At 71.6% G+C, this 26,504-nt stretch carries 27 protein-coding genes; 11 read left to right on the top strand and 16 right to left on the bottom strand.

Annotated features, from left to right (window positions below):
- The first annotated feature begins 45 nt into the window (after positions 1 to 45).
- Genes REH65_RS30740 through REH65_RS30730 form a run of 3 tightly spaced genes read left to right on the top strand, consistent with a single transcriptional unit; the run spans position 46 to position 2,341 of the window.
- Positions 46 to 855, top strand: coding sequence for an SDR family NAD(P)-dependent oxidoreductase (locus REH65_RS30740; RefSeq protein WP_406690236.1), 810 nt, complete (start codon positions 46 to 48; stop codon positions 853 to 855).
- Positions 852 to 1,475 carry a bifunctional 4-hydroxy-2-oxoglutarate aldolase/2-dehydro-3-deoxy-phosphogluconate aldolase gene (locus tag REH65_RS30735; protein ID WP_406690235.1) on the top strand — a complete coding sequence of 208 codons (624 nt, stop codon included), beginning with the start codon at positions 852 to 854 and terminating at the stop codon, positions 1,473 to 1,475. The genes REH65_RS30740 and REH65_RS30735 overlap by 4 nt, the downstream gene beginning before the upstream one ends.
- Positions 1,472 to 2,341, top strand: coding sequence for an SMP-30/gluconolactonase/LRE family protein (locus tag REH65_RS30730; protein WP_406690234.1), 870 nt, complete (start codon positions 1,472 to 1,474; stop codon positions 2,339 to 2,341). The genes REH65_RS30735 and REH65_RS30730 overlap by 4 nt, the downstream gene beginning before the upstream one ends.
- On the opposite strand, the gene REH65_RS30725 is transcribed toward REH65_RS30730, so the two are convergent.
- From REH65_RS30725 to REH65_RS30695, 7 genes are all read right to left on the bottom strand, one after another.
- Complete coding sequence (locus tag REH65_RS30725) at positions 2,324 to 3,076, bottom strand: FadR/GntR family transcriptional regulator (protein ID WP_406690233.1); 753 nt, start codon at positions 3,074 to 3,076, stop codon at positions 2,324 to 2,326. The two genes, REH65_RS30730 and REH65_RS30725, sit on opposite strands and share 18 nt — an antisense overlap.
- Before the next feature lie 102 nt (positions 3,077 to 3,178).
- Positions 3,179 to 4,171: a magnesium transporter gene (locus tag REH65_RS30720; protein WP_406690232.1), complete on the bottom strand. Its 993-nt coding sequence runs from the start codon at positions 4,169 to 4,171 to the stop codon at positions 3,179 to 3,181.
- A 105-nt stretch (positions 4,172 to 4,276) separates the two neighbouring features.
- Positions 4,277 to 5,134, bottom strand: coding sequence for a universal stress protein (locus REH65_RS30715; protein WP_406690231.1), 858 nt, complete (start codon positions 5,132 to 5,134; stop codon positions 4,277 to 4,279).
- A 140-nt stretch (positions 5,135 to 5,274) separates the two neighbouring features.
- The gene (locus REH65_RS30710; RefSeq protein ID WP_406690230.1) at positions 5,275 to 5,778 is read right to left on the bottom strand and encodes a flavodoxin domain-containing protein; all 504 of its coding nucleotides are present in this window, start codon (positions 5,776 to 5,778) and stop codon (positions 5,275 to 5,277) included.
- 158 nt (positions 5,779 to 5,936) lie between these two features.
- A complete protein-coding gene (locus REH65_RS30705) occupies positions 5,937 to 6,200 on the bottom strand; it encodes an SHOCT domain-containing protein (RefSeq protein WP_406690229.1) in 264 nt (87 codons plus the stop codon).
- A 172-nt stretch (positions 6,201 to 6,372) separates the two neighbouring features.
- Entirely contained in the window at positions 6,373 to 7,374 is a 1,002-nt protein-coding gene (locus REH65_RS30700) for an Acg family FMN-binding oxidoreductase (protein WP_406690228.1), read from the bottom strand.
- Positions 7,375 to 7,730: 356 nt separating this feature from the next.
- The gene (locus REH65_RS30695) at positions 7,731 to 8,078 is read right to left on the bottom strand and encodes a hypothetical protein (protein ID WP_406690227.1); all 348 of its coding nucleotides are present in this window, start codon (positions 8,076 to 8,078) and stop codon (positions 7,731 to 7,733) included.
- A 269-nt stretch (positions 8,079 to 8,347) separates the two neighbouring features.
- On the opposite strand from REH65_RS30695, the gene REH65_RS30690 reads away from it, so the two are divergent.
- Both REH65_RS30690 and REH65_RS30685 read left to right on the top strand, forming a co-directional pair.
- A complete protein-coding gene (locus REH65_RS30690; protein WP_406690226.1) occupies positions 8,348 to 8,788 on the top strand; it encodes a universal stress protein in 441 nt (146 codons plus the stop codon).
- Positions 8,789 to 8,915: 127 nt separating this feature from the next.
- Complete coding sequence (locus REH65_RS30685; RefSeq protein ID WP_406690225.1) at positions 8,916 to 9,377, top strand: universal stress protein; 462 nt, start codon at positions 8,916 to 8,918, stop codon at positions 9,375 to 9,377.
- Between the two features lie 41 nt (positions 9,378 to 9,418).
- Here REH65_RS30685 and ppk2 read toward each other — a convergent pair whose 3' ends face one another.
- A complete protein-coding gene (ppk2, locus tag REH65_RS30680; protein WP_406690224.1) occupies positions 9,419 to 10,243 on the bottom strand; it encodes a polyphosphate kinase 2 in 825 nt (274 codons plus the stop codon).
- A 294-nt stretch (positions 10,244 to 10,537) separates the two neighbouring features.
- Here ppk2 and REH65_RS30675 point away from each other — a divergent pair, with 294 nt between their 5' ends.
- Positions 10,538 to 11,533 (top strand): Acg family FMN-binding oxidoreductase, encoded by a 996-nt coding sequence (locus REH65_RS30675; protein ID WP_406690223.1) that lies wholly within the window; start codon positions 10,538 to 10,540, stop codon positions 11,531 to 11,533.
- A 47-nt stretch (positions 11,534 to 11,580) separates the two neighbouring features.
- On the opposite strand, the gene REH65_RS30670 is transcribed toward REH65_RS30675, so the two are convergent.
- From REH65_RS30670 to REH65_RS30635, 8 genes are all read right to left on the bottom strand, one after another.
- Positions 11,581 to 11,961, bottom strand: a complete 381-nt coding sequence (locus REH65_RS30670) for a hypothetical protein (RefSeq protein ID WP_406690222.1) — start codon at positions 11,959 to 11,961, stop codon at positions 11,581 to 11,583.
- Positions 11,919 to 12,674, bottom strand: a complete 756-nt coding sequence (locus tag REH65_RS30665; protein WP_406690221.1) for a Vms1/Ankzf1 family peptidyl-tRNA hydrolase — start codon at positions 12,672 to 12,674, stop codon at positions 11,919 to 11,921. The genes REH65_RS30670 and REH65_RS30665 overlap by 43 nt, the downstream gene beginning before the upstream one ends.
- A gap of 20 nt (positions 12,675 to 12,694) precedes the next feature.
- The gene (locus REH65_RS30660; RefSeq protein WP_406690220.1) at positions 12,695 to 13,282 is read right to left on the bottom strand and encodes a hypothetical protein; all 588 of its coding nucleotides are present in this window, start codon (positions 13,280 to 13,282) and stop codon (positions 12,695 to 12,697) included.
- Positions 13,283 to 13,651: 369 nt separating this feature from the next.
- Complete coding sequence (locus REH65_RS30655) at positions 13,652 to 14,137, bottom strand: hypothetical protein (RefSeq protein WP_406690219.1); 486 nt, start codon at positions 14,135 to 14,137, stop codon at positions 13,652 to 13,654.
- A gap of 119 nt (positions 14,138 to 14,256) precedes the next feature.
- Positions 14,257 to 15,600: a TIGR01777 family oxidoreductase gene (locus REH65_RS30650; RefSeq protein ID WP_406690218.1), complete on the bottom strand. Its 1,344-nt coding sequence runs from the start codon at positions 15,598 to 15,600 to the stop codon at positions 14,257 to 14,259.
- Between the two features lie 72 nt (positions 15,601 to 15,672).
- Entirely contained in the window at positions 15,673 to 16,974 is a 1,302-nt protein-coding gene (locus REH65_RS30645) for a mannitol dehydrogenase family protein (protein WP_406690217.1), read from the bottom strand.
- On the bottom strand, positions 16,971 to 18,470 hold the full coding sequence (gene uxaC / locus REH65_RS30640; protein ID WP_406690216.1) for a glucuronate isomerase: 1,500 nt from the start codon (positions 18,468 to 18,470) through the stop codon (positions 16,971 to 16,973). Before uxaC ends, REH65_RS30645 begins: the two co-directional genes overlap by 4 nt.
- Before the next feature lie 45 nt (positions 18,471 to 18,515).
- Entirely contained in the window at positions 18,516 to 19,511 is a 996-nt protein-coding gene (locus REH65_RS30635; RefSeq protein WP_406690215.1) for a LacI family DNA-binding transcriptional regulator, read from the bottom strand.
- Between the two features lie 183 nt (positions 19,512 to 19,694).
- On the opposite strand from REH65_RS30635, the gene manD reads away from it, so the two are divergent.
- From manD to REH65_RS30610, 5 genes are all read left to right on the top strand, one after another.
- Positions 19,695 to 20,933 (top strand): D-mannonate dehydratase ManD, encoded by a 1,239-nt coding sequence (gene manD / locus REH65_RS30630; protein WP_281458752.1) that lies wholly within the window; start codon positions 19,695 to 19,697, stop codon positions 20,931 to 20,933.
- Positions 20,934 to 21,034: 101 nt separating this feature from the next.
- Positions 21,035 to 23,554 (top strand): TIM-barrel domain-containing protein, encoded by a 2,520-nt coding sequence (locus REH65_RS30625; RefSeq protein ID WP_406690214.1) that lies wholly within the window; start codon positions 21,035 to 21,037, stop codon positions 23,552 to 23,554.
- Between the two features lie 11 nt (positions 23,555 to 23,565).
- The gene (locus REH65_RS30620; protein WP_406690213.1) at positions 23,566 to 24,603 is read left to right on the top strand and encodes a TRAP transporter substrate-binding protein; all 1,038 of its coding nucleotides are present in this window, start codon (positions 23,566 to 23,568) and stop codon (positions 24,601 to 24,603) included.
- The gene (locus REH65_RS30615) at positions 24,600 to 25,112 is read left to right on the top strand and encodes a TRAP transporter small permease (RefSeq protein ID WP_406690212.1); all 513 of its coding nucleotides are present in this window, start codon (positions 24,600 to 24,602) and stop codon (positions 25,110 to 25,112) included. Before REH65_RS30620 ends, REH65_RS30615 begins: the two co-directional genes overlap by 4 nt.
- Positions 25,112 to 26,416: a TRAP transporter large permease gene (locus REH65_RS30610; RefSeq protein ID WP_406690211.1), complete on the top strand. Its 1,305-nt coding sequence runs from the start codon at positions 25,112 to 25,114 to the stop codon at positions 26,414 to 26,416. Before REH65_RS30615 ends, REH65_RS30610 begins: the two co-directional genes overlap by 1 nt.
- The last annotated feature ends 88 nt before the right edge of the window (positions 26,417 to 26,504 follow it).

Raw genomic sequence — 26,504 nt, 5'->3', positions numbered from 1 at the left:
GCGACACCTGTGACAGCGGCGGCGACGAGGACTGGAGACGAAGGCATGAACGAGCTCAGCGGGCGCCGAGCGCTCGTGACGGGGGCGGCGACCGGGATCGGCCGGGTCGTGGCGCGCGACCTGGCCCGTCGCGGCGCGACGGTCCTCGGTGTCGACCGCGACGCGGCCGTGACGGACCTCGCCGACGGGTCCGGAGACCCGACCACCGCGCGGCTGGAAGGGGTCACCTGCGACCTCGCCGACGCGGCCCAGCTCGAAGCGCTGGCCGAACGCGCCGAGGCGGCACCCGGTTTCGACGTGCTGGTCAACTGCGCGGCGGCCTACTCCCCGAAGGGAGGGTTCCTCGACGCGTCCCTCTCCGACTGGACCCGCGTGCTCGCGGTCAACGTCACCGCCACGGGCGTGCTGAGCACCGCCGTGGCGCGGGGACTGCACGCGGCGGGCAGGGCCGGTGGCTCGATCGTGAACTTCTGCAGCCTCCAGGAGTCCATGCCGCTGCCCGGCTACGGTCCCTACGTCGCCAGCAAGGGCGGCGTGCGCGCAGCGACGAAGGCGCTGGCCGTGGAACTGGCCCCGTGGGGCGTGCGGGTCAACGCGGTGGCGCCGGGGGTCGTCAACACACCGTCCACTTTGGCCACCCTGGACGGGAAGAGCTGGGGTGACGACGGCGCCCCGCCCACGCTGCTGGGCCGCGCGGGCACCCCCGACGAGGTCGCCGACGCGGTCGCCTTCCTCGCCTCGGACGCCTCGTCGTTCATCACCGGCACGATCATCCCCGTCGACGGTGGCCGGCACCTCAGCCGCCGTCACGATCCGACGGGTGATCTCGACGTCACCGCGGGGAGGAACCGATGACCGACATCGAACTCAGCCCGCTCACCGTGGTCTACCGCGGCCTGGCTCCGCGGCAGGCGCTCCGGCTGAGCGCGGCGCTGCACGAAGCCGGGATGCGCTCGTTCGAGGTCACCATGACCGGTGACCGTCCGATGGAGACGATCGAACTGCTGTGCCGGGAGCTCCCGGGGGATGCGCTGATCGGAGCCGGCACGGTGAGCACTCCCGAGCAGGTCGCGGCCTCGGCCGCGGCCGGGGCGCGTTTCGCGGTATCACCGCACTTCGACGCCGAGGTCGTCGACCGCACGCGCCGCGAAGGGCTGCTCTCGGCGCCGGGGGCGCTCACCCCGACCGAGATCATGACGGCCCGGAACGCGGGCGCGGACGTGGTCAAGGTGTTCCCCATCAACGCGGTCGGCGCCGACTACCTCCGGCAGCTGCGCGGCCCGATGCCGGACCTGGAGGTGATGGCCAGCGGAGGCGTGACGCCGGCGCTGGCCGCCGAGGTCGTGGCGGCGGGGGCTAAGTGCGTGGCCGTCGGCCACCACCTGCTGGGCGCGCGGCCCGACGGCGGCTTCGACCCGGCCGAGTTGCGGGACCGCACCGCCGAGTTCCTGCACGCCGCGGGAGGGACCGCATGAGCTCGGTCGCCGTCGAGCCGGTCGGCGACGTCCGCGCGCGCTTCGGCGAAGGAGCGTTCTGGGACGCGAGCACCGAAACCCTGCTGTGGGTGGACATCACGGGCGGCGCGGTGCACCGGACCTCGTCCCCCGACGGCGCCACCGAGCGGTGCGTGCTGGGCGGAGAGGTCGCCGCCGCGTTCCCGACCACCCGCGGGACCGTCGTCGCAGCGCGGGACAACGCGCTGCTGGAAGTCGTCGGCACGGAGATCGTCGGGGAGATCGCGGGGGTCCCGCGACATCCCAGGATGCGGTTGAACGACGGCGGCCCCGATCCCCGGGGCAGGCTGCTGATCGGCACGCTGCACGCCGACAAGGATCCGGGCACCGCGTCCCTCTACCGCCTCGACGACCGGCTGGTTCCGGTGGTCACCGGGGTGACCGTGTCCAACGGTCTGGGCTGGAGCCAGGACGGTCGGCTGCTCTACTACGCCGACACGCCGACGCTGCGCGTGGACGTGTTCGACTACGACGTCGGGACGGGCCTGCCGGGTGCCCGTCGAACCCTCGCGGACGTCTCGGACTCCCCGGGCAGACCGGACGGACTGACCGTCGACGCCGAGGGCGGCGTCTGGGTGGCCATGGTCAGGGGCGGCGAGCTTCGCCGGTACGCACCGGACGGGAAGCTCGATCGCGTTGTGCCGCTGCCGGTTTCGCATCCCACGAGCGTCGCCTTCGGCGGCGCGGACCTGGGTGACCTGTTCGTGACGAGCGCTCTGGACCCGTTGTCGGCGGCCGAACGCGAGCAACAACCGCTGGCGGGGCGGCTGCTGCGGCTCGATCCCGGTGTCCGGGGCTCACCCGCCCCGTCAGTGCTCCTGCCCTGACACCTCCTCCGCCGGGTGCCCGTCGCGCAGGTGCTTGAGCGCCGCGCGGCGGGCCCCGTCGATGTGCGCTTTGGCCGCCCGTCGGGCCGCGACGGGATCACCCGCGATCACGGCTTCGTGGATGCGCGCGTGATCGCGGCGGGACCTCTCCAGCCGGCCCGGCAACCGCAACGTGGACTGCATCCCGCGCGCGAGGATGTCTTGCAGGACGGTCTCGGTGCGGGTCAGGAAGCGGTTCCCCGCGGCCTCGACGATCCGGAGGTGGAAGGCGGAATCGAGCCCGCGGAGCTCGGCCCAGTCGATCTCGGCGGCGCGGGCGCAGCGGTCGAGGGCGTGGAACGCCTCCGTCACCTTCGCCAGCAGCTCGCGGTCCTGGTTGCGCGCGGCCCACGCCGTGGCGGGAACTTCGAGCACCTCGCGCATGTCGAACAACTCGGTGAGGGTGAGTTCCTCGGCGAACTTCGCGTCGCGCAGCGCGTGGGACTCGCTGGGGTCCGCGACGAACACGCCGCTGCCGTGCTTGATGTCGACGTGCCCGCTCTGCCGCAAGGACCGCAGCGCCTCCCGCAGCGAGGGCCGGCTCGTACCGAGGCGACTCGCGAGCTCGCGCTCCGAGGGCAACCGATCCCCCGGCTTCAGCTCCTGGGACTCGATCGCCTGGAGGATCCGTTCCGCGATCAGATCGGACACCGATCCCTGACGCAACGGCACCCAGGGGTCGTCCGCGACGCTCATGTGCAGCTCCCCGCCCTGAAGACGTAGTGGTATGACCACTTTACCAGCCAAGCGTTCATGGCCGACGAGCCGGCGGGTTCGCTGTGATGATGCGAGCCTCCTTCAGGTGGCGAGCGCGGTCGCCACCCCGAAGTAGATGCTCACCGACAGCAGGTCCTGCACCACGGTGGCCAGCGGCCCCGAGCCGAACGCGGGATCCTCGTGCAGCCGGTGGAACAGCCACGGCAGCACCATCGCGACGAGCGTGGAGACCGACGCCGCGGCCAACAAGGCCACCGACACCGCCAGCGCCACGTCGGAGTTGCCCCAGATCACCGCCACCAGTGGAAACGCCAAGACCGCCAGCAGCAAACCGAGCAGGACACCCGTGATGAACTCGCGGAGCGCCACCCGAGCGATGCTCACACCGACGGACAGGCCGCGGATGATCAGCGCCTCCGTCTGGGTCCCGATGGCGTCGGCCAGGTAGACCACTCCGGGGACGAAGAACGCGATCAGCACCTGGCGCTCCATCTGGCGCTCGAACGCGCTCACGATCAGCGCGGCGAACAGCGCACCGGCCAACCCGAGCAGCAGCCAGGGCAACCGGTGCCACAGCCGATGCCCCACGCCCTCGGTGGAGGCGCTGCGCGCCGACTCCGACGAAGCCAGGAACCCGCCGAGCCGCGCCATGTCCTGGTCGTGCTCGTCCAGCAGGACCGACAGCAACCGGTGCGGGGGGATCACCCCGACGAACCGTCCGCCCGGGCCGACGACCGCCAGGCCCGGCTCGCCGTGGCGCACCGCCTCCCACGCCACCCGCTCCTGATCAGTTCCCGGAGCCACCACCGGCGGACGCTCATCCATCACCTCGACGACGCGCGAGCCCTCCGGGGCCGCCAGCAACCGCTCCACGGTCAGCAGACCCACCAACCGACCGGCATCGCAGACGGCTACGACGGCCGCGCTGTCGAACTCCCGCACGCGCAAGCCCGCGAACACCTCGTCGACGGAGTCGCCGGGAGCGGCGATCGGCACCTCGCTCGACGCGTGCTGCACCGCGATCCCCAACGAGTCCCGGGCCGCGGTCGGTGCCTCGGGTTCCAGGTCGGCCATCGCTCACCCCCGGTGCGACCAGCACAACATGAAGCCGACGTCGCCGCACTCCGCCAACACCGGCCGCAGCGGGGCGAGCACCGCCCCACACCCCTCGTCGTGCGCTCACGGCTCATGAGCGCGCACCACCAGGACGGGGCACGGGGCGCAGTGCAGGAGCGCACGGCTGGTGGACCCGATCAGCATTCCGGTGATGCCGCCGCGTCCACGGCTGCCCACCACGAGCAACTGCGCCCGCGCACCGTGCTCGACCAGGAAGCGGACCGGTCGATCGCGGGCGACGACGCGTTCCACCGCGACGTCGGGGTACTTCTCCTGCCATCCCGCGAGCCGCTCTCCGAGCACTCGTTCCTGGTCGTCCCTGATCAGGTCCCAGTCAGCGCTTCCTGCCGCGAACCACCCGTCGGTGGCCACATCGCTCCACACGTGCACGGCGACCAGCGGCGCCGCCCGCACCGATGCCTCCTCGTAGGCCGCCGCGAGCGCGGGTTCGCCCACCTTCGACCCGTCGACGCCCACGATGATCGGGCCCGTGCGCGGGCGGCCGCGACCGGCCGATTCGGGGACGACCACGACCGGACATCGCGACCGCATGGCCACCAGTTCCGCCGTCGAGCCCAGCACGAGCCGCACCCCGGTGAACTCGTTGAGACCTCGCGCGCCCACGACGAGCCGCTGCGACCGCTGGGATTCCTCGAGCAGCACCTCACCGGGCGAACCGTGGCGCAGCTCCTGCTCGATCTCCACACCGTCGGCAGCGGCGCGCGCGGCGGTCACCGCGCGTGCCAGCCAACCCGGCCGTTCGGCCACGATCGCCTCCGAGCCCGCTTCCGCGAGCTGCGGAGCCCGAGGAACCGCGCACACCAACCGCAGCGGGCGGCGGTGCGCGCGGGCGTCCACCGCTGCCCAGCGGGCGGCCTCCAGCGCGGGCTCCGAGCCGTCGATCCCCACGACCTCCCGCATACCGCCACCTCGCTCCTCACGGCATCCACGCCGACCGTACGGCGGCGTGCCGACGCCGCAACCGGATGCGGGTGAACGCGGCCGCTCCGGTCGGGAAGGTCCGCGCGGCGGCAGGGCGGGCCACCGCGACCCGACGCCGGTCAGTCCACGTGCGCGGTAACGATCTTGAGGGCCCAGTCCGCGATCTCATCCCAGTCCCGCAGGTCCCTGAACGCCGGATCGATCGACTTCGCCATGTTCCGGCGGAGGAATCCGCCGCCCTGCTCGGAAACCGAGCCGCCGAACACCACGTGCTCGTGCGCGCCGATGTGCTCGCCGCGTCGGGTGATGCGCGCCGGCTTGGTCCACTTCTCGCTCTCCCCGCTCTGGGCCTGCTCACCGACCGGTCCACTGCTGAACAACCAGACGTCGCGCCCGACCAGTTCTGGGCGGTTCAGCAGCCGACGCGCTTCGCGCAACCACCGTCCCATGTAGACGGCACTGCCCAGGACGACGAGGTCGTAGTCCTCGACACCGCGGACGTTCCGAGCCCGGCGCACGTTCACGTCGAAGCCGGAGCGCGACAGGACAGCGCCGATCTCCGCCGCGATCTCCCCGGTGGCACCGGACTTGGAGCCGTACGCGACGAGTGCTCGCTTGCCCATGGTCGTCCCCTCAATCAGCGCGGCAGGGCACCGCCGAGTGCGCGACGTCGAGCAGACGATCCGCACGCCGTCGCCACGAACACCGTCGAAAACCACCACCGCGATCGGAAAACGCGGGACGCCGTTCGAACGGATCAAAGACCTCGCGCCTCACGGTGCTACCGGCGTCGCGCTCGCTCGCCCAGCACCTGAAGGCGTCGTTGATATTCGTCCTCGTCGATCTCGCCACGCGCGAACCGATCGGCCAGCAAGCGCTGCGCACTGCTGGTCGGCTCCTGCGATCCCCCGCCGTGCGCGTCCGTCCGGGAGAGGTACCGGACCAGGGCGATGATGCCCAGAACGATCACCACCCAGAACAGCACGGTGTTCGCGGTCATGAACGCGAACCCCCACACGCCCATGCCGCCATCGCCGAACATCATGGCAATCCCCCTCCGCGGTGCGCATCAGGACGATCCTGCGACATCTGACGGCGCCCCGGGGGTTCCCCTCCGAGCGCTCCCGCTCAGCCATCGTCAGGGCGTACCCGCTGTTGAGTCGAGGGCCGTTGGGCCCTAGCTGACGAAACCCGAGCGCCACAACGCCGGTGCCGACCTATCGCGGGTCGTCGTCGAAGATCTCCTCCAGCGGACGCCGCGCGCTGCGCGGAACGGGTGCGACCGGGTGCCCGAAGCGCATCAGCACCTGGACCGAGTCGGGCCCACCACCACGCCGTGCGAGTCCTCGCCTGATCTCGCCGAGTTGCAGGCACTGGGTCATCACGGAGGCGCCCAAGCCGCGGTGAGTGGCCTCCAGCCACGCGTTCTCCAAGGCGGCACCGGCATCGAGGTGGGCACGGAGGCCGTCCTCGGGCGTGCTCAGCAGCAGCACGGATTCCGACTCGACGCGTGCCGCCAGCCAAGCCTCGTCCGGCGCCCGGGTGGCGTCGCTGACCAACCCGACCGCACCGAGGCCCTGCTCCCCGAGCGCCTCCGCCGGGACTCCGCTGGGCTTCGAATCGGCCTGTTGAACGATCCAGCTCGCCAGTTCCCGCTGATAGGTCTGGTCGGCGTGCTGGACGCGGGCTGCGTAGGTCAGCAAGCGCGCCAGATGGAGCGCTTCGGCGTCGCCGGTGATCCACCGAGCCCGTACGGGCGGGAGTTCCTCTGCCGCGCTGCGCAGCGCTCGCTCGTCAGGACCGGAGACCGGGCGCGGCTCGAAGGGCCGGCGGTGGCTGGCGCGGTCCGCTATCGCCTCGTACCGCTGGATCTCGGCCGGGCCGGGCTCCAGTCGCCTGCTCGCCGCCACGGATGCCAGGTGCTCGGGGTCGTCCCGGAACGCGATGTCGGCCCGCCAACCCAGCTTGCGGACCGCGAGGACGAGGTTGGTCAGCGCAGCTCCGCACGAGATCGTGCGGTCGCGCCCCTCGGGGTCGTGCTGGGAGGGTGCGGTGTCGTCCCGTTGGTGCAGGTCGACCACTCGGTCGTGCATCGACAGCGACCACGGTTGCGTGTTGTGCACCGACGGCGCGCGGTTGACCGCGCGGGCGATGCTCGCGGCCTCTTCGGGCGACCACGGCCGGTCGTCGCCCGGGGCGAGGTGCTCGACGTCGTTCATGCGGCTCGCTCGACCTTTCGCGTTGCCTCGGCAGACTGCTCCCCGGGTACCCGTCGAGGAGCGTCCACTCCGGCCGCGCACCGGGTGGATGTGGTCATCCGCGACCGGGGCGAGACCATTGCGGCTCGACCTGCGCCCACTCCCACTCCCAACGGCGCCGAGCCCACGCGTCGGCGACCGAGCGAACGGCTTTCATGAGCGCGGCGCAGCCGAGGACCCCCACACCGAGCACGCCCACCGCAGCGCCCGCCGCGGAAACGCGGATGGTCGTCTCCGCGGGCGGTGCCGGCACCACGTGGCCAGCGGCGTCGACCCACAGCGGGAACCGACTGCCCGGGTGGCTGCCGGTGGGGAGCTCAGCCCGCTCGGCGCGCGGGAGACCGTCGTGACCGGTCCACCCCACATCGGCGCGCACGCTCGCGCCTCCCCCCGGGTTCGGAGCCGACCAACTCCGGGTCGCTGAGCACCACGGCGTCGACCACGCGCCGGCTGCTCGCCATCACGGCCGCCTCACGTCGTTGCGCAGCGTATTCGGCCTTGCCCGCGGACAACGCCAGCACGGGCACGACGGTCAGGGCCGCGACGAGCAGTCCGAACAACGCCACGCCCACGAGCCGGTCCACCCGACGTCGCACCGGGTTCCGGCGCACCCCGAGCGCGTGGACGAGCCAACTGATGCCCGCGGACCGGTAACGCTCCCTCATTCACCTGCCCCCGTCGCGAACCTGCCACCCGGGAACCACGGTGGACGCCGTCGCGCCCGACCACCACGGCATTCCTTCCCCTTTCGCCCGCGTGATCGCGAAAAATGCTGGCAATCATGGACTTTTGACCGTGCCGTCAGAGCGGGGAAGCCCCACCATCACAGCTGGGCCCCTGTGCGAGCAAACGCAGGCGACTCGAAACCGGTGCCGGCGCGAACTGATGTTCGTCGACAACGCGGGCCGGCATCGGATACGTCTGGGAGGCTGTGATGGACCAACGGCACCAGTACACGATCGTGGTCGGCGTGGACGGCTCACCGGCCTCGAAGTCGGCGCTGCGCTGGGCGGCCTGGCACGCCGAACAGCTCGGCGGCACGCTCGCCACCCTCATGGCCTGGGAGGTCCCGCTGATCTACAACTGGGAAGTCCCCGAGAGCGACGACATCACGCGACGCACCGCCGCGGGCCTGGACGAGATCATCGCCGAAGTCCTCGACCCGGACTCCGACCTCGCGGTGAGCAAGAACGTCGCCAACGGGCACCCGGCCCGCGCCCTGCTCGACCTGGCCGAGGAAACCGGAGCGGACCTGATCGCGGTCGGCAACCGCGGACGCGGCGGGATCACCGAAGCGCTGCTCGGCTCGGTCAGCCAGCACGTCGTGCACCACGCGCGCTGCCCAGTGGTCGTCGTCCGCGACACCTCGCGATGACCGCACGGCGCCCGAGGTTCGAGAGATCCGACCCGACGGCGTGCGCCGCACCCCCAACGGTCGGGTCGTCCCCCGGAGCCGATCCAGCGGTGCGCGAGCGGCACCGCACGACATCGCGGAGCACGACATGAACTCTCCGTCAGAACACCTCATCGTCGTCGGGGTCGACGGCTCCCCCGCTTCGCTGGCGGCGCTGCGCTGGGCGGTCGACCAAGCGCGACGCACCGAGGCCGCCATCACCGCCGTGATGGCCTGGACCGTGCCCGAGCTCTACGACTGGCCGATGCCCACGGCCGAACAACTCGATCTCGCCACCAAGAACGCGCTCCACGACATCGTCCGGGCCGCAGTGCCGGAAGACGATCTCCCGCGCATCCGACAGCGCACCGCGGGCGGCCATCCCGCCGAAGTGATCCTCGACCAGGCCGCGACGGCTGACTTGCTCGTGGTCGGACACCGGGGCACGGGCACGTTCGCACGCGCTCTCATCGGCTCCACCGCCCGCTACTGCATCGACCACGCCGCCTGCCCCGTCGTCGTCATCCGCGAACTCGGAACGGGCTCGCCGCGCCCGCGTCCCCGGACCTAAGCCCCCATCGCTCGACGCAGCACAGCGGTCGCCGGCACCCTTCAGAGCAGTGCGGCGTGATCGGGCACGTAGGTGTGATGGGCACGAGGGGGCCGCCGGCGTTCGGCCGGAGGCGCCACAGCGGGCAGCTCGAACCGGGGGCGTGGCACGTCGCGGTACGGCACGGTCGACAGCAGGTGCGCGATCACGTTGATCCGCGCGCGACGCTTGTCCTCGCTCTCGACCAGGTACCAGGGGGACAGCGGGGTGTCGGTCGCCGCCAGCATCTCGTCCCGCGCATCGGAGTACTGCTCCCACCTGGTCACCGACTCCAGGTCGAGCGCGGACAACTTCCAGCGCCGCATCGGGTCCTCGCTGCGGCGCTGCAACCGGCGCCGCTGCTCCTCCCTGCTCACCGAGAACCAGTACTTGCGCAGCAGCACACCATCCTCGACCAGCAGCTGTTCGAACACCGGGCACTGCCGCAGGAATCGCTGGTGCTCCTCCGCGGTGCACAGGCCCATGACGTGCTCGACACCCGCGCGGTTGTACCAACTCCGGTCGAACAGTGCGATCTCACCGGCCGCGGGCAGGTGCGCCACGTAACGCTGGAAGTACCACTCCCGGCGCTCGCGCTCGGTCGGAACCGGCAGGGCAACGATGCGCGCCACCCGAGGGTTGAGGTACTCGGCGACGCGCTTGATCGCGCTGCCCTTGCCCGCCGCGTCCCGCCCTTCGAACACCACGACCAGCCGGACCCCCTCCCGCCGGACCCATTCCTGCAGCTTGACCAGCTCGGCCTGGAGGCGGAACAGCTCCTTCTCGTACGTCGCGCGCGGCACGCGCTGCGCGTCGGCGCCCGCACCGCGATCCCGCTCATCGCTCATGGTCACCAGCTGTCGACGACAGCGAACCTCCGGTTCGTGAGTGCTTCGGTGGCGACGCGGCCCCGGTGCCTCGATCCCCACGCCCGCAGCGTCCCCGTTCCACCAACCCAAGCCGACCGGGTCTGCGAGGACGACGGAAGGGCCGTGCGACCTGGATCCGATGACGCCGTCACCGCGGGCCGCCCCCGGCGGTGAGCCACCGCCGCTACGGACGTTGGACCCTGGCGCCGCCGATCGGGCTCGGCCACGGTCACCACATCCCATCGGAATGCGCACCCGACCAGGAGGCGGCACGTGCCCCGGATTTCCACCGCACTCGATCTGCCACCCACCGAGATCGAGCAGATCATCAGACACGCGAGCTTCGCCCCGTCGCTGCACAACACGCAGCCGTGGCGGTTCCGGCTCCTGCCACAGGTGATCGAACTGCACTACGACCCGGCACGCCTCCTGCCAGCCGCCGACCCGGCGGGACGTGAGCTCCGCCTCGCCTGCGGGGCCGCGCTGTTCAACCTGCGGCTCGCGCTCGAGAACGCCGGGACGAGGCCGAACGTGACCTTGCTCCCGCACTTCGCCGGGCCCACGGTGCTCGCGGAGGTCCGCAGCGGCGGCCGCACCGACCCCCGCCCGGAAGCACGTCGACTGCACGCCGCGATTCCGCGGCGGCACAGCCACCGCGCCCCGTTCCGCGACGTGCCGGTGCCGACCGCGGAGCGAAGCCACATGCTCCACGCCGCGCAATCCGAGCAGTGCCGACTGCACATCGTCACACCGGGAGAGCTCGGCACGCTCGAAGGCTTGGTCCACCGGGCCCACCGCATCCAGGAGGCCGATCCGCGGTTCCGCACCGAGCTGGCAGCGTGGACCGGCCGACCTGCCGAGACCTCGGAAGGCGTGCCCACCTCGGCCGCAGGGCCCAGGCCAGGGCCGCAGGACCAGTGGGTTCACCGGGACTTCTCGGCCGGGGTGTCACCGCGCCCCGAAGGGGTCGAGTACGAGTCGTACCCGCTGCTGGCGGTGCTCTGCACCCCTCAGGACACCCGCTACGCCGAACTGCAGGCCGGGCAAGCGGTTCAGAACGTCTGGTTGACGGCGACCGCCCGCGGCCTGGCCGCCTCGATGATCTCGGAGGTCATCGAGGTGCCGGACACCCGCGATGAGCTGCGCGACCTGCTGGGCGGGACGCTCCAACCCCAGGCGTTGCTGCGGATCGGCTACGGCGGCCCCACCGTCCCGGCACCGCGCAGAGCGGTCGACGACCTGATCCTCGACGAGGGCAGGACCACCTGACCGGTCTCCCGCACCGAACTGGGACCGCCCCAACGACCGGGTGACCGTCAGTAGCGGAGCATCGCCGCGACGCCGTCCGCGCATTGGGTTCCGGGCAGGAGTTCGGTGAACTTCGCGTTGCCGTGCACGGCCGAGCGCAGCAGCAGCGCGCTCGCGGGGGCGGTGAACGTCGTGGCGTCGTCGCCGAGCGCGGTCGCGTCGCTGACCACCGCCATCGGGTCACGACGCGATCCCACGAGTTCGGGGTCGTCCGCCCGGTCCGCGGCCAGCAGCGTCTCGACCCGGCCCTGCGACAGCGCCTCCATCACCGGTGCGAGCCCTTGGAGCCCGTGACCGCCGGCGAGGGTCGCTTCGAGCTCGTCGAGCACCGCGCGGTGGCTCTCGATCATGGCCTCGTGCATCGCCTCGTCGACGCTCGCCCGCAGCACGTCGATCGCCGACTGGTCGGTTCGGCCGCCCTCGACGTAGACGGTCCGACCCCCCGGGGCGGGCGTGTGCTGAGGTGGTCGCGCAGCAGTCCGATCGCCTTCGGGTCTCCCGCGATGAGGATGACCGCGGCCTCGACCTCGGCCGCCGCCTCGCGGACGTCCTCGGCGACCTGCTCGGTGTTCTCCGACCACAGGTTCACCGAGCGGCGGTGGTACGCGGCGTGCGAGACCGCGCCCGCCCGCACCCGCGTGATGTGCAGCGTGGAACCGTTGAAGGTCCGCTGGAACGACGGTGCCGCGGCGGCGGCCGGGTAGGCGTCGACGTCGGCTCCCTCGCGGTCCACCGCGACGACCACGTGGGCGAGCTGGTGGTCACGGTCGAGAGCGAGCGGCAGCGGGTCGGCGACCGGGAGGTTGACCGCGGTGTCGCCGCTCGGCGGCTCGGACATGGTGTGCACGGCGAGGACCCGGCCGCCCGAGGCGAACAGCGCTTCCCCCTGCGGGCCCGGCACGTCCCTCGCTCCCCCGACCACGCCGTCCAGAGCCGCGAGCGCGTCCGCGTCGGCGCCCTGCTCGGCGAGCGCGCTGCGGGCGGCGCGCCACCGGAGCTCGATCTGCTTGTCCGAGTCCGCGGTTCCGCGGCTGGTGTCGAGGTGGACCGAAGCGACGTCGCCATCGCCGTCGAAGAGCGGCCGCAGGAACTGGAGATCCATCACTCACCTCACTGATGTCGTCACGTGGCGCCCGGAGAAGCCGCGGCGTCCCGACCGGCGCGACGCCACGCACGCCAGGCCAGGTGGGCGAAGGCGACGATCACGAGCAGGTCCACCACGTAGGCGACCCACTCCAGGCGCAGGACGCGGCCGAGCGGGAAGGCCACGGCGGCCAGGCAGATCAACGCCGCGTCCCACCACGGCGCCGACCGCGTCCACACCAGGAGCACGCCGAAGACCAGCATCGCCGCGGGGAACGCCGGCCCCGGCAGCCACAGCACGAGCACGCTCTCCGGCGGCAGGTCCGCGAAGCTCCCCACCCCGATCCGGCCCGGCGCTCCGAGGGCCGCTTCGAAGAATCCCTGCAGCCCGAAGGAGATGCTGCCCAACATCCCCACCAGCAGCAGAACCAGCCACAACGCCGCGATCACCGGAACCCGTTGCCGCAACCGGTCGTACTCGCCGGTCAACCCGAAAACCCAAGGGATCATGGACAAGGCGATCAGCACACCACCGGTCACGCCGTAGTGGCCGTCGACCCAGAACAGGGGCGACGCGGCGAACACCACCGGCCCGAGGACCAACGCGACGGCTTGCAACCGCTGCACGACCACCACCGCAGGCTAGAGCCGCCCTCCGAGGCCCGCAAAAACGAATCCGGGTCGAACCACCCGAGTTCTGAGCCTTGACCCCGGTGAGGATGCCGGTACGCCAGCAGGGCGCAGCACGTTCTTCCACCCTTGCCCCGTTCGGCAGGTCCACATCGGACCGGTTCGTCACGACGAGGGCTGTTCGTGGGAGCAGGAGGCGACTTTCCGCAGATCACGGCACCGTGCTCCGGGTAGCGGCGTTCTGGCTGGGCGTCGCCCTCCTGGGGCACACCTACATCGTGCGCGCGCTACTTCTCGTCACCGCCGCGTCGTGCGTCGTCTCGGCTTCTCCCGGCTGTGCGGTTTCGCCGTGAGGCAGGTCCTCGTTCAGGCCGCGGCGTCCTTGTCCGGAACGACTAGCGCGTAGATCACCAGCACGGACAGCGCGATCAGCATGAGCTCCCAGACCGGGAACGCGGCGAGGAACGCCACGTGCGCGATCGCGGCCAGCCCCGCCAGGCCGATTCCGGCGATCCGCGCCCACGCCTGCCCGCTCAGGCAGCCGGCACCGGCCAGGACCTGCACCAGGCCGACGGCCAGCCACACCCAACCCCAGACGCCGAAGTCGAAGATCAGCAGCTCCCCCGCCCCGACGACGTAGTAGTCGGGCCGGAACAGCGCCGCCAGACCGGCGATGAGGTTGAACGCGCCGACCAGGATGAGCATCCAGCCGCCGAAGGCCAACCAGTTCGCGTCCCTGGAACTCGATCGTGCGTGCGAGACCGCCCACTCGCGGCCCTGTTCGGGAGCCCGCCGTTGTTCCGCCCGTTCAGCACCACTGGTGCTGCCCTGCTCCCCCGTAGGACTGGACATCGTCCACGCCTCCTCCGTCGAGGTGCTGTTCGGACCAGCATCACCCTCTCCGGTGCAGGTCGCAGTCCGGATCAGCGGCACGGGAGCCGACCCGAGCAGGAGGCGTGCGGTCGCCGGGATCACCCTCCGGGTGCGGGTCGGCCGAAGACGTGCCGCAGCGCGGTTTCCAGGTGCGGGTGGCGGAACCGGTGCCCGGCTCGCCGCAGCCGCTCGGGGTGCACTCGTTGATCGGCGAAGGCGAGTTCGCGGGCGCCCCGCTCCCCGAGCAGCAGGCGAGGGCCCAGCTCGGGCACCGGCAGCAGGGCTGGGCGGGAGAGCACCCGCGCCAGCGTCGCGGCGTGGTCGGCGTTGCGCACCGGGACGGGGGCCACGGCGTTGACCGGACCGGACAGGCCGGGGTCGAGGACGCAGCGCAGGTAGATGTCGGACAGGTCGTCGATGCCGATCCACGGCGTCCACTGGTGGCCGTCACCGAGCCGACCGCCCAGTCCCGCGGAGAACAGCGGGTGCTGCAGCGCGAGGGCGCCGCCGCGCGGGCTCTGCACGATGCCGGTGCGCACGTTCGTCGTGCGCAATCCGGCTTCGGCGGCCGGTGTCGTGGCCGCTTCCCAGTCGGCGGCCACCTCGGCGAGGAAGCCGTCGCCGCGCGGGCTGGACTCGGTCAGGATCTCGTCGCCCCGGGCGGTGCCGTAGTAGCCGACCGCGGAGGCGGAGACGAACGCGCTCGGACCACCGGTCGCCGCCAGCTCCGCCAACCGGCGCGTGGGGCGGACCCGGCTGTCGCGAATCGCCGCCTCGTGCGCGTCGGTGAAGCGACCTGCGATCGGGGACCCGGCCAGGTGGATCACCGCCTCCACGCCGGCGAGCAGGTCCGGCGCCGGGTCCTCGGGCCGCCACTGGCGCTCGTCGCGGGATCGGGCCGGGCGGCGCACCAGCCGGATCACCTGGTGGCCTCCCGTGGTCAGCAGCGCGGTCACGGCGCGCCCCACCAGTCCGGAGGAACCGGTGACCGCCACGGTCCTCGGCGACGACGTCCACGCTCGGGCGCGGGCGTGGGCGGCGAGGTCGTCGCGGAGCTGGGCGTGCCGGTAGGTGAACATCGCTCGCAACGCGCGCTCGGGCACGGCGGTCTCGACGGTGTCGGTCACCCGCGTGCTGCGCTCGTCGAGGCTCGTGAACTCGTGCGTGTGGCGCCACGACAGCACCGCCGACAGCGGGAGCGAGGTGAGCTGGTCGACGAAGCGGTGCGGTGGCCGGTAGCCGTCGGGCCGGTGCGAGGCCACCCACCGCAGTCCACCCGGGAAGCCCAGCACCGCGCGGCCGTCGCGCAACGAGGTCGCCTCGCCGAGCACGCGGACCGGTTGCCAGGGCGGTGTCAGCCGCGTGATCGCACCCGGGCGCGCGTGCCAGGCGAACACCTCCTCGACCGGGAACTCGACGACGCTGCTGCACCGCAGGCTCATCCACCCATTGTCGCTCCCGGGGCGGCACCCCTGCCGGACCGGCGGAGCCGACCCGGCCGGGCCCTCCCGGTGCTAGGCGATCCGGCCGGTGGCCGCGCGCAGGCGTTGGACGTGGTCCTCCACCGCGGCCACCAGCTCGCGGTCCTCGGCGAGGCTGCTGTCCACAGCGGACAGAACCCCGCGGACGGCGTCCGCCGAGCGGGCCGGCGGGACCAGCTCGTCGGCGCACGGGTCGGTGACCGGGTTCTCGCGCAGGTGGATCAGCCAGCCGGCCAGCGCCGCGACGGGTGCTTCGGGCATCCGCTGCGCGGCGCGTTCGGCGCGCAGCACCGGCAGGACGCGGGCCGGGATCTTCTGGGACCCGTCGGATGCGATCTGCAGCAGGTTGTGCCGCACCCCGCGCGAGGAGAAGCGCAGCAGCAGGCGCTGCCGGTAGTCGGCCAGCTCCTGCGCCCGCAGCGACGCGTGGCGCGATGCGACGTCCCACCACAGGGCGGTCAGCCGGGCCAGCACCGGGTGCCGGACGGCCTCGTCGACGGTCGCGCATCCCAGCGCCAAGCCCGCGTAGGCCAGCAGCGTGTGCGCACCGTTGAGGAACCACAGCTTGCGCTGCTCGTAGGCGGCGAGGTCGCCGACGAACCGGGCACCGGCCTCCTCCCACGCGGGCCTGCCGAGCGGGAAGTCCCCGGCCAGCAGCCACTCGCTGAAGGGTTCGGTCACCACAGGAGCGCGGTCTTCGAACCCGGTCAGCTGCGCGGCGGTGGCGAGGTCCTGCTCGGTGGTGGCGGGCGTGATGCGGTCGACGACGGTGTCGACGAACGACACCTGGTCCTCGACCCAAGCGCGGAAACCCGCGTCGTCCCGCGCGGCGGCGGTGCGGATCGCCTCGCGCAGCACGCCGCCGTTGCCCGGCAGGTTGTCGCACGGGACCAGCGCGATGGGGGCGCCGCCCGCGCGGTAGCGCCCGCGCAGCCCGGCGAGGACGCGGCCGATCGCGGTCCCGTCCGGATCGCCGGACACCCGGTACCCGGCCTCGGTGATGGTCAGCGTCAGCAGCGCCACCTCGGGCGAGGCGAGATCGCCGAGCCACCGCTCGGAGTCGCAGCCGGGGTGGGCGCGGCTGATCGCATCGACGATCACGGCTTCGGTGTCGCCGTCGTCGCGCACCTGCAACGAGAACAGCCCGTCCTGCTCGGTGAGGGTGCGCGGCAGCTCGGTGTTGCGGAAGGTGTAGGCCGCGACGCCCCAGTCCGGGTCGGCCATCGTGTAGGCGGCCTGGTGGGCCCGGTGGAACGCGCCCAGCCCCAGGTGGACGGCCCGCACCGGGGCCGGTGGGCGGACACCGGCGGAGGCGCGGGTCAGTCGTGCCGTCACAGTCGGAACGCCCTCCTCGGCTGGAGGTCGTGAAGATCGCGGATGACGACGGCGGCGTCGTCCTCGCTGATGACGTGTTCGGCGACCAGTCCCGCCAGGTGGGCCGCGTCGACCCGGCGGGCCGTGTCGTGGCGGGCCGGGATGGAGCAGAAACCGCGGGTGTCGTCGATGAAGCCCGCGTTGCGGTAGAAGCCCGCGGTCTCGGTGACGGCGTCGCGGAAGCGGTGCATCGCGCGGGGCGCGTCGAGGAACCACCACGGCGCGCCGAGGTAGACCGAGGGGTAGAACCCGGCGAGCGGGGCGAGTTCGCGGGAGAAGACCGTCTCGTCGAGGGTGAACAGCACGGTCTGGAACCGCGGGTTCGTGCCGAAGCGCTCCAGCATCGGTTGCAGCGCGCGGGTGAACTCGGCCTGCAGCGGGATGTCGTGCCCGGTGTCGGGACCGAAGCGGCGCGCCGTCTCCGGGTGGTGGTTGCGCCTGCTACCGGTGTGCAGCGCCATGACCATGCCGTCCTCGCTGGACATGCGCGCCATCTCGCCGAGCAGCTGCTGCGACAGCAGCCGGGCGTCCTCGGCGCTCGCCGTCCCGGCTTTGACCTCGGCGAACAGGCGCTGCGCGCGGTCGCGGTCCAGGAAGGCCATGCGCGCGTCGGGGGCGCTGTGATCGGTGGCGGTGGCGCCGTGCGCGCGGAAGTGCTCGCGCCGGTTCTCCAGCGCCCGGATCAGCCCGTCGTAGTCGCCGGTGTCGATGCCGCTGGCGGCTGCCAGGTCGTCCAGCGCGGCGCTCCAACCGGGCGCGGTCGCGTCGAGGTGGCGGTCGGGCCGGAAGGTCGGCAGCACGCGGCCCGACCACGACGCGTCGTCGGCCAGGGCCGCGTGGTGGGACAGGTCGTCGGCGGGGTCGTCGGTGGTGGCCAGCGCGGCGATCCCGAACGAGTCGTGGAGCGCGCGGGGCCGGAACTCGGGTTCGCGCAGCCGGGCCGTGATCTCGTCGAACAGCTCGTCGGCGGTGTCGGCCGAGGGCTGCACCGTCACGCCGAGCACGTCGTGCAGCTCGGCCTCCAGCCACCCCCGGGACGCGGTGCCCAGGAACAGGTGCCAGTGCTCGCAGAAGGTCCGCCACACCTCCCTGGGTGCGGCCGGAGCGGCGCCGTCCGCGCTGTCGCGCAGACCGAGGCGGGGCAGCGGCACGCCGTGGGCGTGCAGCAGCCGGGTGATGTAGTGGTCGGGCGTGACCAGCAAGGACGCCGGATCGGTGAACGGCTCGTCGGTCGCGAGCAGTCTCGCCTCGACGTGCCCGTGCGGGCTGATCAGCGGGAGGTCGCGGACGCCGTCGTAGAGCCGCCGCGCGATGCCGCGCCGGGTCGGGTCGGGCGGGAGCAACCGGTCCGGGTGCGGGGTGAGCGCCACCCGGCCCGAACCCCGGGAGGGCGGTGGGGTGCTCGTGCGCTCGTGGTCGTGCGGGGTCCCAGGAGATGCTGCCGTGCCACGGTCCATGCGGGCAGCGTGCTCATCACGAACAACGGATGCAACTAGTTGCCATCAGTTGTCATCCCGCGGGGCGGCGGTGGAGCCGCGCGTGACGAGGTGGGCGTCGAAGAGCGTGGACTCGACCCGCGCGCGGTGGGTGAGCTGGGCGTGCAGCGCGTCGACGGCGGACCTGCCGAGCCGTTCGGTCGGCCCGGCGACCGTGGTCAGGCCCGGTGCGGTCAGGTCGGCCCCGAAGATGTCGTCGCAGCCGATGAGGCTGAAGTCCGCGGGCACGCTGACACCGGCCGCTTGCAGGCGTTGCAGGGCGCCGATGGCGATGAGGTCGTTGTAGGCGATGGCGGCGGTCGCGCGCTCCAGCATCAGCGCGTCGGCCGCCTCGTGCCCGCCCCGCAGGTTGGGCACGTGCGGGCCCACGAACGCCGCGTCGATGCCGAGCGAGCGGGATTCCTCCTGCACCGCGCGCCATCTCGCGCTGTTGATCCAGGAGTTGCGGGGCCCGGCGAGGTAGGCGATGCGGCGATGCCCGATGGCGGCCAGGTGGCGGACGGCCTTGCGCATCCCCCCGGCGGTGTCCACCACGAGGCTGGGGACCCCCTCGATCTCGCGGTTGACGATGACCAGCGCGCGGTGCTGGGCGATCTGGCGGATGACCTCGTCGGACAGTCGGGAGGTGGCCAGGATGGCACCGCTGGTGGTCGCGAGCAGCTGCCGCAGGTTGCTGACCTCGACGTGCGGTGACTCGTCGCTGTCGGTCAGGGCCAGCGTGTAGTCCTTCTCCAGCGCCTGGGACTGGGCCGCCTTGATCAGCGGGACGTAGTACGGGTTGGCGATGTCGGTGACCACCAGGGTGATCGTCCGCGTGCGGCCGGGCGCCTCCGCGCGCGCCAGCGGGCGCGGGAGGTAGCCGATCTCCTCGGCGGCGGCGCGGACCTTCTCCCGGGTGGCGGGGTTGACCCGGCTGGGATGCGAGAACGTGCGCGACACGGTGGAGGCCGCGACGCCGCAGTGCTGGGCGACGTCGTAGATGGTCGGCCGGGGATGGTCCACCGCGCACCTCCGTGGTCGGAGCGCCGCCGAGGCGGTCGCTGTTGATGTTGGCAACAAATGGCAACTGGTTGTCAGCATACGCGGTCACTCCTACGTTGAACCGACCACGAGCCGCACGGCCACCGCAGCGGTCACGAGCCCGCGGACCGGCGACCGCTCGTCGTTCCCAGTCAAGGAGGACCAGTGCTCATCGAGCGCGCAGACGTCATCGTCACCAGCCCGGGGCGCAACTTCGTCACGCTGAAGATCACCACGGACGACGGGGTGGTCGGCTACGGCGACGGCACGCTCAACGGTCGCGAGCTGGCGGTGGCCAGCTACCTCACCGACCACGTCGTGCCGCTGCTGATCGGGCGCGACGCGCACGCCATCGAGGACACCTGGCAGTACCTCTACCGCGGCGCCTACTGGCGGCGCGGCCCGGTGACGATGGCCGCGATCGCGGCCGTGGACACCGCGCTGTGGGACATCAAGGCCAAGGTCGCCGGCCTGCCGCTCTACCAGCTGCTCGGCGGCGCCTCCCGCGAGCGCTGCCTGGTCTACGGCCACGCCAGCGGCAAGGACATCCCCGAGTTGTTCGACTCGGTGCGACAGCACCTGGAGGAGGGCTTCCGCGCCATCCGCATCCAGACGGGCGTGCCCGGGCTGGACTCTGTGTACGGCGTGGCCTCCAGCGCGGCCGCCTCGATCGGCGACGACACCCGCTACGACTACGAGCCCGCCCGCCGATCGGCGCTGCCCGCCGAGGAGAACTGGGACACCCGCGCCTACCTGCGGCACGTGCCCTCGGTGTTCGAGGCCGTGCGCGGGGAGTTCGGCGAGGACATCGCGCTGCTGCACGACGCGCACCACCGCCTCACCCCGATCCAGGCCGCCAAGCTCGGCAAGTCGCTGGAGCCCTACGACCTGTTCTGGCTCGAAGACGTCACCCCCGCCGAGAACCAGGAAGCGCTGCGCTGGGTTCGTCACCACACCACCACGCCGCTGGCGATCGGCGAGGTGTTCAACTCCGTGTGGGACTACCAGCACCTGATCCGCGAGCAGCTCATCGACTACGTGCGCTCGCCGATCACGCACGCGGGCGGCATCAGCAGCGTGCGGCGGATCATGGACTACGCGGCGATGTACCAGGTCAAGTCCGGCATGCACGGGCCGACCGACGTCTCGCCGGTCGGCCTGGCCGCCGCCGTGCACCTGGGCACGGCGCTGCACAACTTCGGCATCCAGGAGTACATGGTCCACAGCGAGCAGACGCGGGCGGTCTTCGGTCCGACCTACGAGTTCGCCGGCGGTGGCCTGCGCCCCGGTGAGGAGCCCGGTCTGGGCATCCACTTCGACGAGGAGCTGGCGGCGCAGCACCCCTACGAGCGGGCGTACCTGCCGGTCAACCGGCTCCAGGACGGCACCGTTCACGATTGGTGAGCCGCGCACCGGCCGCGTCACCGCGGCCGGTGCCGCACCATCGTCATCGCCGGTGCTGCCCCAACGTCGGCGAACACTTCGCCAGATCGAGAGAAGTTCACGTGCGCGTCACATCACGAGTCGAACGAGTGGAACGGGCCGGTGACCGGGTCCACGTCCGCACCGACGGCGTGGAGATCCGGCTCGTCGTCCTGAGCGACGGCGTCCTGCGGATCCGCGCCGGTTTCGACGGCGACTTCGCCGAGGAGTCCTACACGCTCACCACGACGGCGTGGCCGGACCGGCTCGACGAGTTCATGGCCGACGAGCGCACCCGCGTGACACCGCTGCCGCTCGACGTCGAGGACCTGGGCGAACTCGTCCGCGTCACCGGCGGTGGCCTCCGGGTGGACATCGACAAGGACCCGTTCCGGATCCGCGTGCACGACGACGAGGGAGCGCTGCTGCACTCCGACGTGGTTGGGCTCGGTTACCGGGAGGATTCCAACGGCCGCCGCATCCACTCCAGCGAGATCTCGCGCGACGACGCCTTCTACGGTTTCGGCGAGACCACGGGGCCGCTGAACAAGGCGCAGAAGCTCATCACGATGAGCCCGAAGGACGCGCTCGGCTACGACGCGCGGGAGACGGACCCGCTCTACAAGCACATCCCGTTCTGCCTCAAGATGAACCGGACGAGCCGCAAGGCGGTCGGCTACTTCTACCACAACACCTACGACTGCGACCTCGACCTCGGCCGGGAGCGCAGCAACTACTGGCCCCCGCACAGCCGCTACCGCGCCGACGGCGGCGACATCGACCTCTTCCTGATCGCCGGCCCGGCGATCCGCGACGTGGTGCGCCGCTACACCGCGCTGACCGGCAGGCCACCGCTGCTGCCCAAGTACGCGCTGGGCTACCTCGCCTCGTCGATGTACTACTCCGAGCTCGACGCCGACAGCGACCGCGCCATCACCGATTTCATCGACATCGCCAGGGCCGAGGACATCCCCGTCGACGGCTTCCAGCTCTCCTCCGGCTACACCACGCAGCAGACCGAGGCCGGGCCGAAGCGCTGCGTCTTCACCTGGAACGAGCGCCGATTCCCCTCCCCCGAAGGCTTTTTCGCCTCGATGGCCGAGCGCGGCATCACCGTGTCCCCGAACGTCAAGCCCGGTGTCCTCGACGTCCACCCCCGCCTGGACGAGTTCGCCGAAGCGGACGTCTTCGTCACCCGGAGCGCGGACGCGGTCGCGACGGCCGGTGCGGGCCCGGCCGCCGGTGCCTGGTGGGGCGGGCCGGGTCGCTTCGTCGACTTCACCAAGCCCGACGCTCGCGCGGCGTGGCAGCGCTGGCTCACCGAAGCGGTCCTCGACAAGGGCACGACCTCGGTCTGGAACGACAACTGCGAGTACGACGGCATCATCGACACCGATTCCGGCGTCGACTTCGACGGCGCCGGTGCGACCGTCGCCCGGCTGCGCAACGTCATGTCGAACCTGATGTGCCGGGTGACCCGCGACGGCATCGCCGCGACGAACCCGTCGGCGCGCCCCTACATCGTGTGCCGCTCCGGTCACGCGGGGATCCAGCGCTACGCCCAGAGCTGGGCGGGCGACAACTCCACCTCGTGGGAATCGTTGCGGCACAACATCGCCACGATCCTCGGCATGGGTCTGTCCGGCTTCCCGCACCACGGCTGCGACATCGGCGGTTTCCACGGTCCCGCCCCGGAGCCCGAGCTGCTGGTGCGGTGGGTGCAGCACGGCATCTTCCAGCCCCGGTTCTCCATCCACTCGGTCAACTCCGACAACACCGTGACCGAGCCGTGGATGTACCCCGACCACACCCATCACGTCAGGGACGCGATCAAGCTGCGCTACCGGCTGTTCCCGTACCTGTACTCGCTCGCGGCGCGCGCCTCGGCGACCGGGTGGCCGATCATGGAGGCCCTGGTCAGCGCCTTCCAGGACGACCCGGGCGTGGACGACAGCGCCGAGGAGTTCATGCTCGGCGACGCGCTGCTCGTCGCCACCGTGCTCACCCCCGGAGCGCGCACCCGCTCGGTCCGGCTCCCGGCGGGCGAGGTGTTCTACGACGCCTGGACCCGGCAGCGCCACCAGGGCGGGCAGGTCGTGGAGGTGCCGGTGGACCTCGGCTCGATCCCGCTGTTCCTGCGCGGCGGCGGCATCGTCCCGGTCGCGGAGAACCAGCTGCGCAGCCTCACCCACGACGAGGTCACCGACCTGCGCCTGATCTGCGTCCCCGACCGCGACGGCCGGTTCACCCTCTACGAGGACGACGGCCTCACCCGCGCCCACGAGGACGGCGCGTTCCGCGAGACCGAGATCCGGATGACGGCGGGCGAGCAGGTGCGCCTCGAGCTGACCCGGCGCGGCGAGCACCGCAGCACCGTGCGACGACTGCTCTTCGACGTCGTCCGGCCCGGCCAGTGCCCCCACCGGGTCGACCTCGACGGCCGGCGGCTGCCGCAGTTCCTGCACCGCGCTCGCTTCGACGAGGCGGAGGCGGGCTGGTACTACGACATCGCGCTCGGCTCCGCGCTCGTCAAAACCCCCGACCACGGCGGCGATCTGGTCGCCACGATCTCCTTCGAGCCGGTCGACATGATCGGCATGTGAGAAAGGCAGGCATGAGGAAACGACTGATCAGCGGCATCGTCGCCCTGGTCCTCGTTGCGGCCCTCGCCGCGTGCGCGCCGGCGTCCGGCGCGCGGACGAGCGCTGAGGCGACGCCGGAGAACCCCTTGGTGCTGACCCTCGCCAACAACCTCGGCGACGATCACGTCACCTCGAAGGCGCTCGCGTCCTTCGCCGAGGACGTGAAGCGTCGAAGCGGCGGACGCATCGCGGTCAAGATCTACGGCAACGGCCAGCTCGGCGACGAACCCGAGGTGCTGGGACAGCTGCACCAGGGCATCGTCGACATGACCCGGGTCAGCGCGCCGGGACTGGCGACCTACGACCCCGGCTACAACACCTTCGGCCTGCCCTACCTCTTCGACTCCGAGCAGGAGTTCTACGAGGTGATGGACTCACCTCAGATGGCCGACTACCTGCGCTCGACCGCCGACGAGGGTTTCGTCGGCCTGACCTACTACAGCTCCGGGGCGCGGTCCTTCTACACGGGCAACAAGCCGATCAGGACCCCGGAAGACCTGCGCGGGCAGAAGATCCGCGTGCAGGACATGCGGTCGCAGACCGACTTCGTCGGAGCGCTGGGCGCGGCCCCGGTCGTGATGGCCTTCAGCGACACCTACACCTCGTTGCAGACCGGCCTGATCGACGGCGCCGAGAGCAACGAGACTGTGCTCACCGACAGCGCCCACGGCGAGGTCTCCCACGCCTTCTCGATGACCGAGCACACCCGCATCCCGGACATGCTCGTGATCAGCACCGAGACCTGGGATCGGCTCGCCCCGGCCGACGAGCAGCTGCTCACCGAGGCAGCCCGGGCGTCGACCGAGCGCCAGAAGGCCGACTGGGCCCGGACGACCCAGGAGGCCATCGCGGAGGCGAAGGCGATGGGCGTCGAGTTCATCACCGACGTCGACACCAACGCCTTCCGCGCGGCGACCAGGCCGGTGATCGACCAGTACGCGAAGCGGTACCCGCAGGTCGCCGAGCTCCTGTCCGTCATCGGCTCGGCTGGGAAGCGAGGAACTCCATGACCGCGCTCGACCGTCTCGCCCGGGTGCGCCAGGGGCTCGGCGCCGCGCTCGCGGGCTTCGCCGGCGTCCTGCTGGTGATCATGACCCTGTTAGTGCTCTTCCAGGTCTTCACCCGCTACGTGCTGGGATCGCCCGCCGCCTTCACCGAGGAACTGGTGCGCTACGCGCTCATCTGGACCTCGATGATCAGCGCCGCGTACGCGTTCCTGCACCGCAAGCACATGTCGCTGGTGGTGCTGCTGGACCGCTTCACGCCCGCGGTGCGCCGCGCCCTCGTGCTCGGCTCGGACGTCCTGGTGCTGGCCTTCGCCGTGATCGTGCTGGTGATCGGCGGCGCGATGCTGGCGTGGAGCGCCAGCGCCGACTACTCGGCGCTGCTGGGGATCCCGCGCGGCCTGGTCTACGCGATCGGGCCGGTCGCCGGTCTGGCGATCGCGTTCGCGCAGGTCCTCAACATCTGGGAAGACCTCCTCCGCGAGGTCACGATCGAGACGGAGGGAACGGACTGATGGGTGCTCTCACCGCCGTCGCGATCCTGTTCGCCGCGTTCTTCGTCCTGCTGTTCGCGGGCGTGCCGATCTCGGTGTCGCTCGGGGTGGCCTCGTTCGTCACCGCACTGGTCTTCCTGCCGTGGGACGACTCCACCTACATCATCGGCCAGCAGATGAACGTCGGCATCGAGAGCTTCTCGCTGCTGGCCGTCCCGCTGTTCATCTTCGCGGGCAACATCATGAACACCGGTGGCATCGCGCGGCGCCTGGTCGACCTCGCCCTGGTGGCGGTGGGCCGCGTGCCCGGGGCGCTGGCGCACACCAACGTGCTGGCGAACATGCTCTTCGGCGCCCTGTCGGGCTCCGCCGTGGCCTCGGCCGCCGCGATCGGCAGCACGCTGCACGACCGCCAGCGGAAGGCCGGTTACGACCCGGCTTTCAGCGCCGCGGTCAACATCGCCTCCGCCCCGACGGGTCTGCTCATCCCGCCGACGACGGCCGCGATCGTCTACTCGACGGTGGCCGGTGGGGTGTCGGTGTCGGCGCTGTTCATGGCGGGCTACGTGCCGGGGATCCTGATGGGCCTGGTGATCATGGTGATCGCCTACGTCTTCACCCGGCGGCAGCGCTACCCCAAGGTCGAGCGCGTCACGGTCGCCGAGGGCTTCCGCTGCCTGCTGCGGGCGCTGCCCGGCCTGCTGCTGATCGTCGTGGTCGTCGGCGGGATCGTCTTCGGGATCTTCACCGCGACCGAAGGCGCCGCGGTGGCCGTGCTGTACACGCTGGTGCTGTCGCTGGCGTACCGGAGCATGTCGTGGGCGTCGTTCACCGACGTCGTGACCCGGACGATCGTCTCCACCGGCATCGTCATGTTCCTGATCGCCGCCTCGGCGGGCATGTCGTGGGTGATGGCCTACACCGGCATCCCTGGGGCGATCACCGACGCGCTGCTGTCGGTGTCCGACTCGCAGGCGATCATCCTGGTGATGATGCTGCTCCTGCTGCTGGTGGTGGGCACGTTCATGGACATCACGCCGGCGATCCTGATCTTCACGCCGATCCTGCTGCCCATCACCGAGGAGATCGGGATGGACCCGGTCCAGTTCGGGATGGTGCTCATCCTCGCGATGTGCATCGGCACCATGACGCCGCCGGTAGGTTCGGTCCTGTTCGTCGGGACCGGGGTCAGCGGGGAGTCGATCGAGCGGGTCGTCCCGAAGCTGGTCCCGCACTTCGTCGGGCTCGTCCTGCTGCTCGTCGCCGTCACCTTCATCCCCGCGCTGTCCCTGGGGCTGCCGGGCGTGATGGGTCTGCTCGAATAGCGCTCGCCCTCCGGGAGGAGCGCCCTGCCCCGCGCAGGGCGCTCCTCCCATGTCCGCATCATCAACGCTCGCGTGTCCAAGCGTGCCT

Origin of the sequence: Saccharopolyspora sp. ID03-671 (assembly GCF_045278815.1) — a bacterium.
Classification (GTDB): Bacteria; Actinomycetota; Actinomycetes; order Mycobacteriales; family Pseudonocardiaceae; genus Saccharopolyspora; species Saccharopolyspora ipomoeae.
The sequence above is the reverse complement of the archived record's forward strand: the minus strand, read 5'-3'. Positions and strand labels throughout refer to the sequence as shown.

What these genes read in the sequence shown, in the direction of transcription:
- REH65_RS30695 (WP_406690227.1), bottom strand. Translation starts at nt 8,078, where the DNA reads ATGAGGGAGCGTTACCGGTCCGCGGGCATCAGTTGGCTCGTCCACGCG.
- ppk2 (WP_406690224.1), bottom strand. Translation starts at nt 10,243, where the DNA reads ATGAGCGATGAGCGGGATCGCGGTGCGGGCGCCGACGCGCAGCGCGTG.
- REH65_RS30740 (WP_406690236.1), top strand. Translation starts at nt 46, where the DNA reads ATGAACGAGCTCAGCGGGCGCCGAGCGCTCGTGACGGGGGCGGCGACC.
- REH65_RS30610 (WP_406690211.1), top strand. Translation starts at nt 25,112, where the DNA reads ATGGGTGCTCTCACCGCCGTCGCGATCCTGTTCGCCGCGTTCTTCGTC.
- REH65_RS30730 (WP_406690234.1), top strand. Translation starts at nt 1,472, where the DNA reads ATGAGCTCGGTCGCCGTCGAGCCGGTCGGCGACGTCCGCGCGCGCTTC.
- REH65_RS30650 (WP_406690218.1), bottom strand. Translation starts at nt 15,600, where the DNA reads ATGAGCCTGCGGTGCAGCAGCGTCGTCGAGTTCCCGGTCGAGGAGGTG.
- REH65_RS30720 (WP_406690232.1), bottom strand. Translation starts at nt 4,171, where the DNA reads ATGGCCGACCTGGAACCCGAGGCACCGACCGCGGCCCGGGACTCGTTG.
- REH65_RS30665 (WP_406690221.1), bottom strand. Translation starts at nt 12,674, where the DNA reads ATGGATCTCCAGTTCCTGCGGCCGCTCTTCGACGGCGATGGCGACGTC.
- REH65_RS30715 (WP_406690231.1), bottom strand. Translation starts at nt 5,134, where the DNA reads ATGCGGGAGGTCGTGGGGATCGACGGCTCGGAGCCCGCGCTGGAGGCC.
- REH65_RS30705 (WP_406690229.1), bottom strand. Translation starts at nt 6,200, where the DNA reads ATGATGTTCGGCGATGGCGGCATGGGCGTGTGGGGGTTCGCGTTCATG.
- REH65_RS30620 (WP_406690213.1), top strand. Translation starts at nt 23,566, where the DNA reads ATGAGGAAACGACTGATCAGCGGCATCGTCGCCCTGGTCCTCGTTGCG.
- REH65_RS30615 (WP_406690212.1), top strand. Translation starts at nt 24,600, where the DNA reads ATGACCGCGCTCGACCGTCTCGCCCGGGTGCGCCAGGGGCTCGGCGCC.
- REH65_RS30710 (WP_406690230.1), bottom strand. Translation starts at nt 5,778, where the DNA reads ATGGGCAAGCGAGCACTCGTCGCGTACGGCTCCAAGTCCGGTGCCACC.
- REH65_RS30655 (WP_406690219.1), bottom strand. Translation starts at nt 14,137, where the DNA reads ATGTCCAGTCCTACGGGGGAGCAGGGCAGCACCAGTGGTGCTGAACGG.
- REH65_RS30700 (WP_406690228.1), bottom strand. Translation starts at nt 7,374, where the DNA reads ATGAACGACGTCGAGCACCTCGCCCCGGGCGACGACCGGCCGTGGTCG.
- REH65_RS30690 (WP_406690226.1), top strand. Translation starts at nt 8,348, where the DNA reads ATGGACCAACGGCACCAGTACACGATCGTGGTCGGCGTGGACGGCTCA.
- uxaC (WP_406690216.1), bottom strand. Translation starts at nt 18,470, where the DNA reads ATGGACCGTGGCACGGCAGCATCTCCTGGGACCCCGCACGACCACGAG.
- REH65_RS30685 (WP_406690225.1), top strand. Translation starts at nt 8,916, where the DNA reads ATGAACTCTCCGTCAGAACACCTCATCGTCGTCGGGGTCGACGGCTCC.
- REH65_RS30725 (WP_406690233.1), bottom strand. Translation starts at nt 3,076, where the DNA reads ATGAGCGTCGCGGACGACCCCTGGGTGCCGTTGCGTCAGGGATCGGTG.
- REH65_RS30735 (WP_406690235.1), top strand. Translation starts at nt 852, where the DNA reads ATGACCGACATCGAACTCAGCCCGCTCACCGTGGTCTACCGCGGCCTG.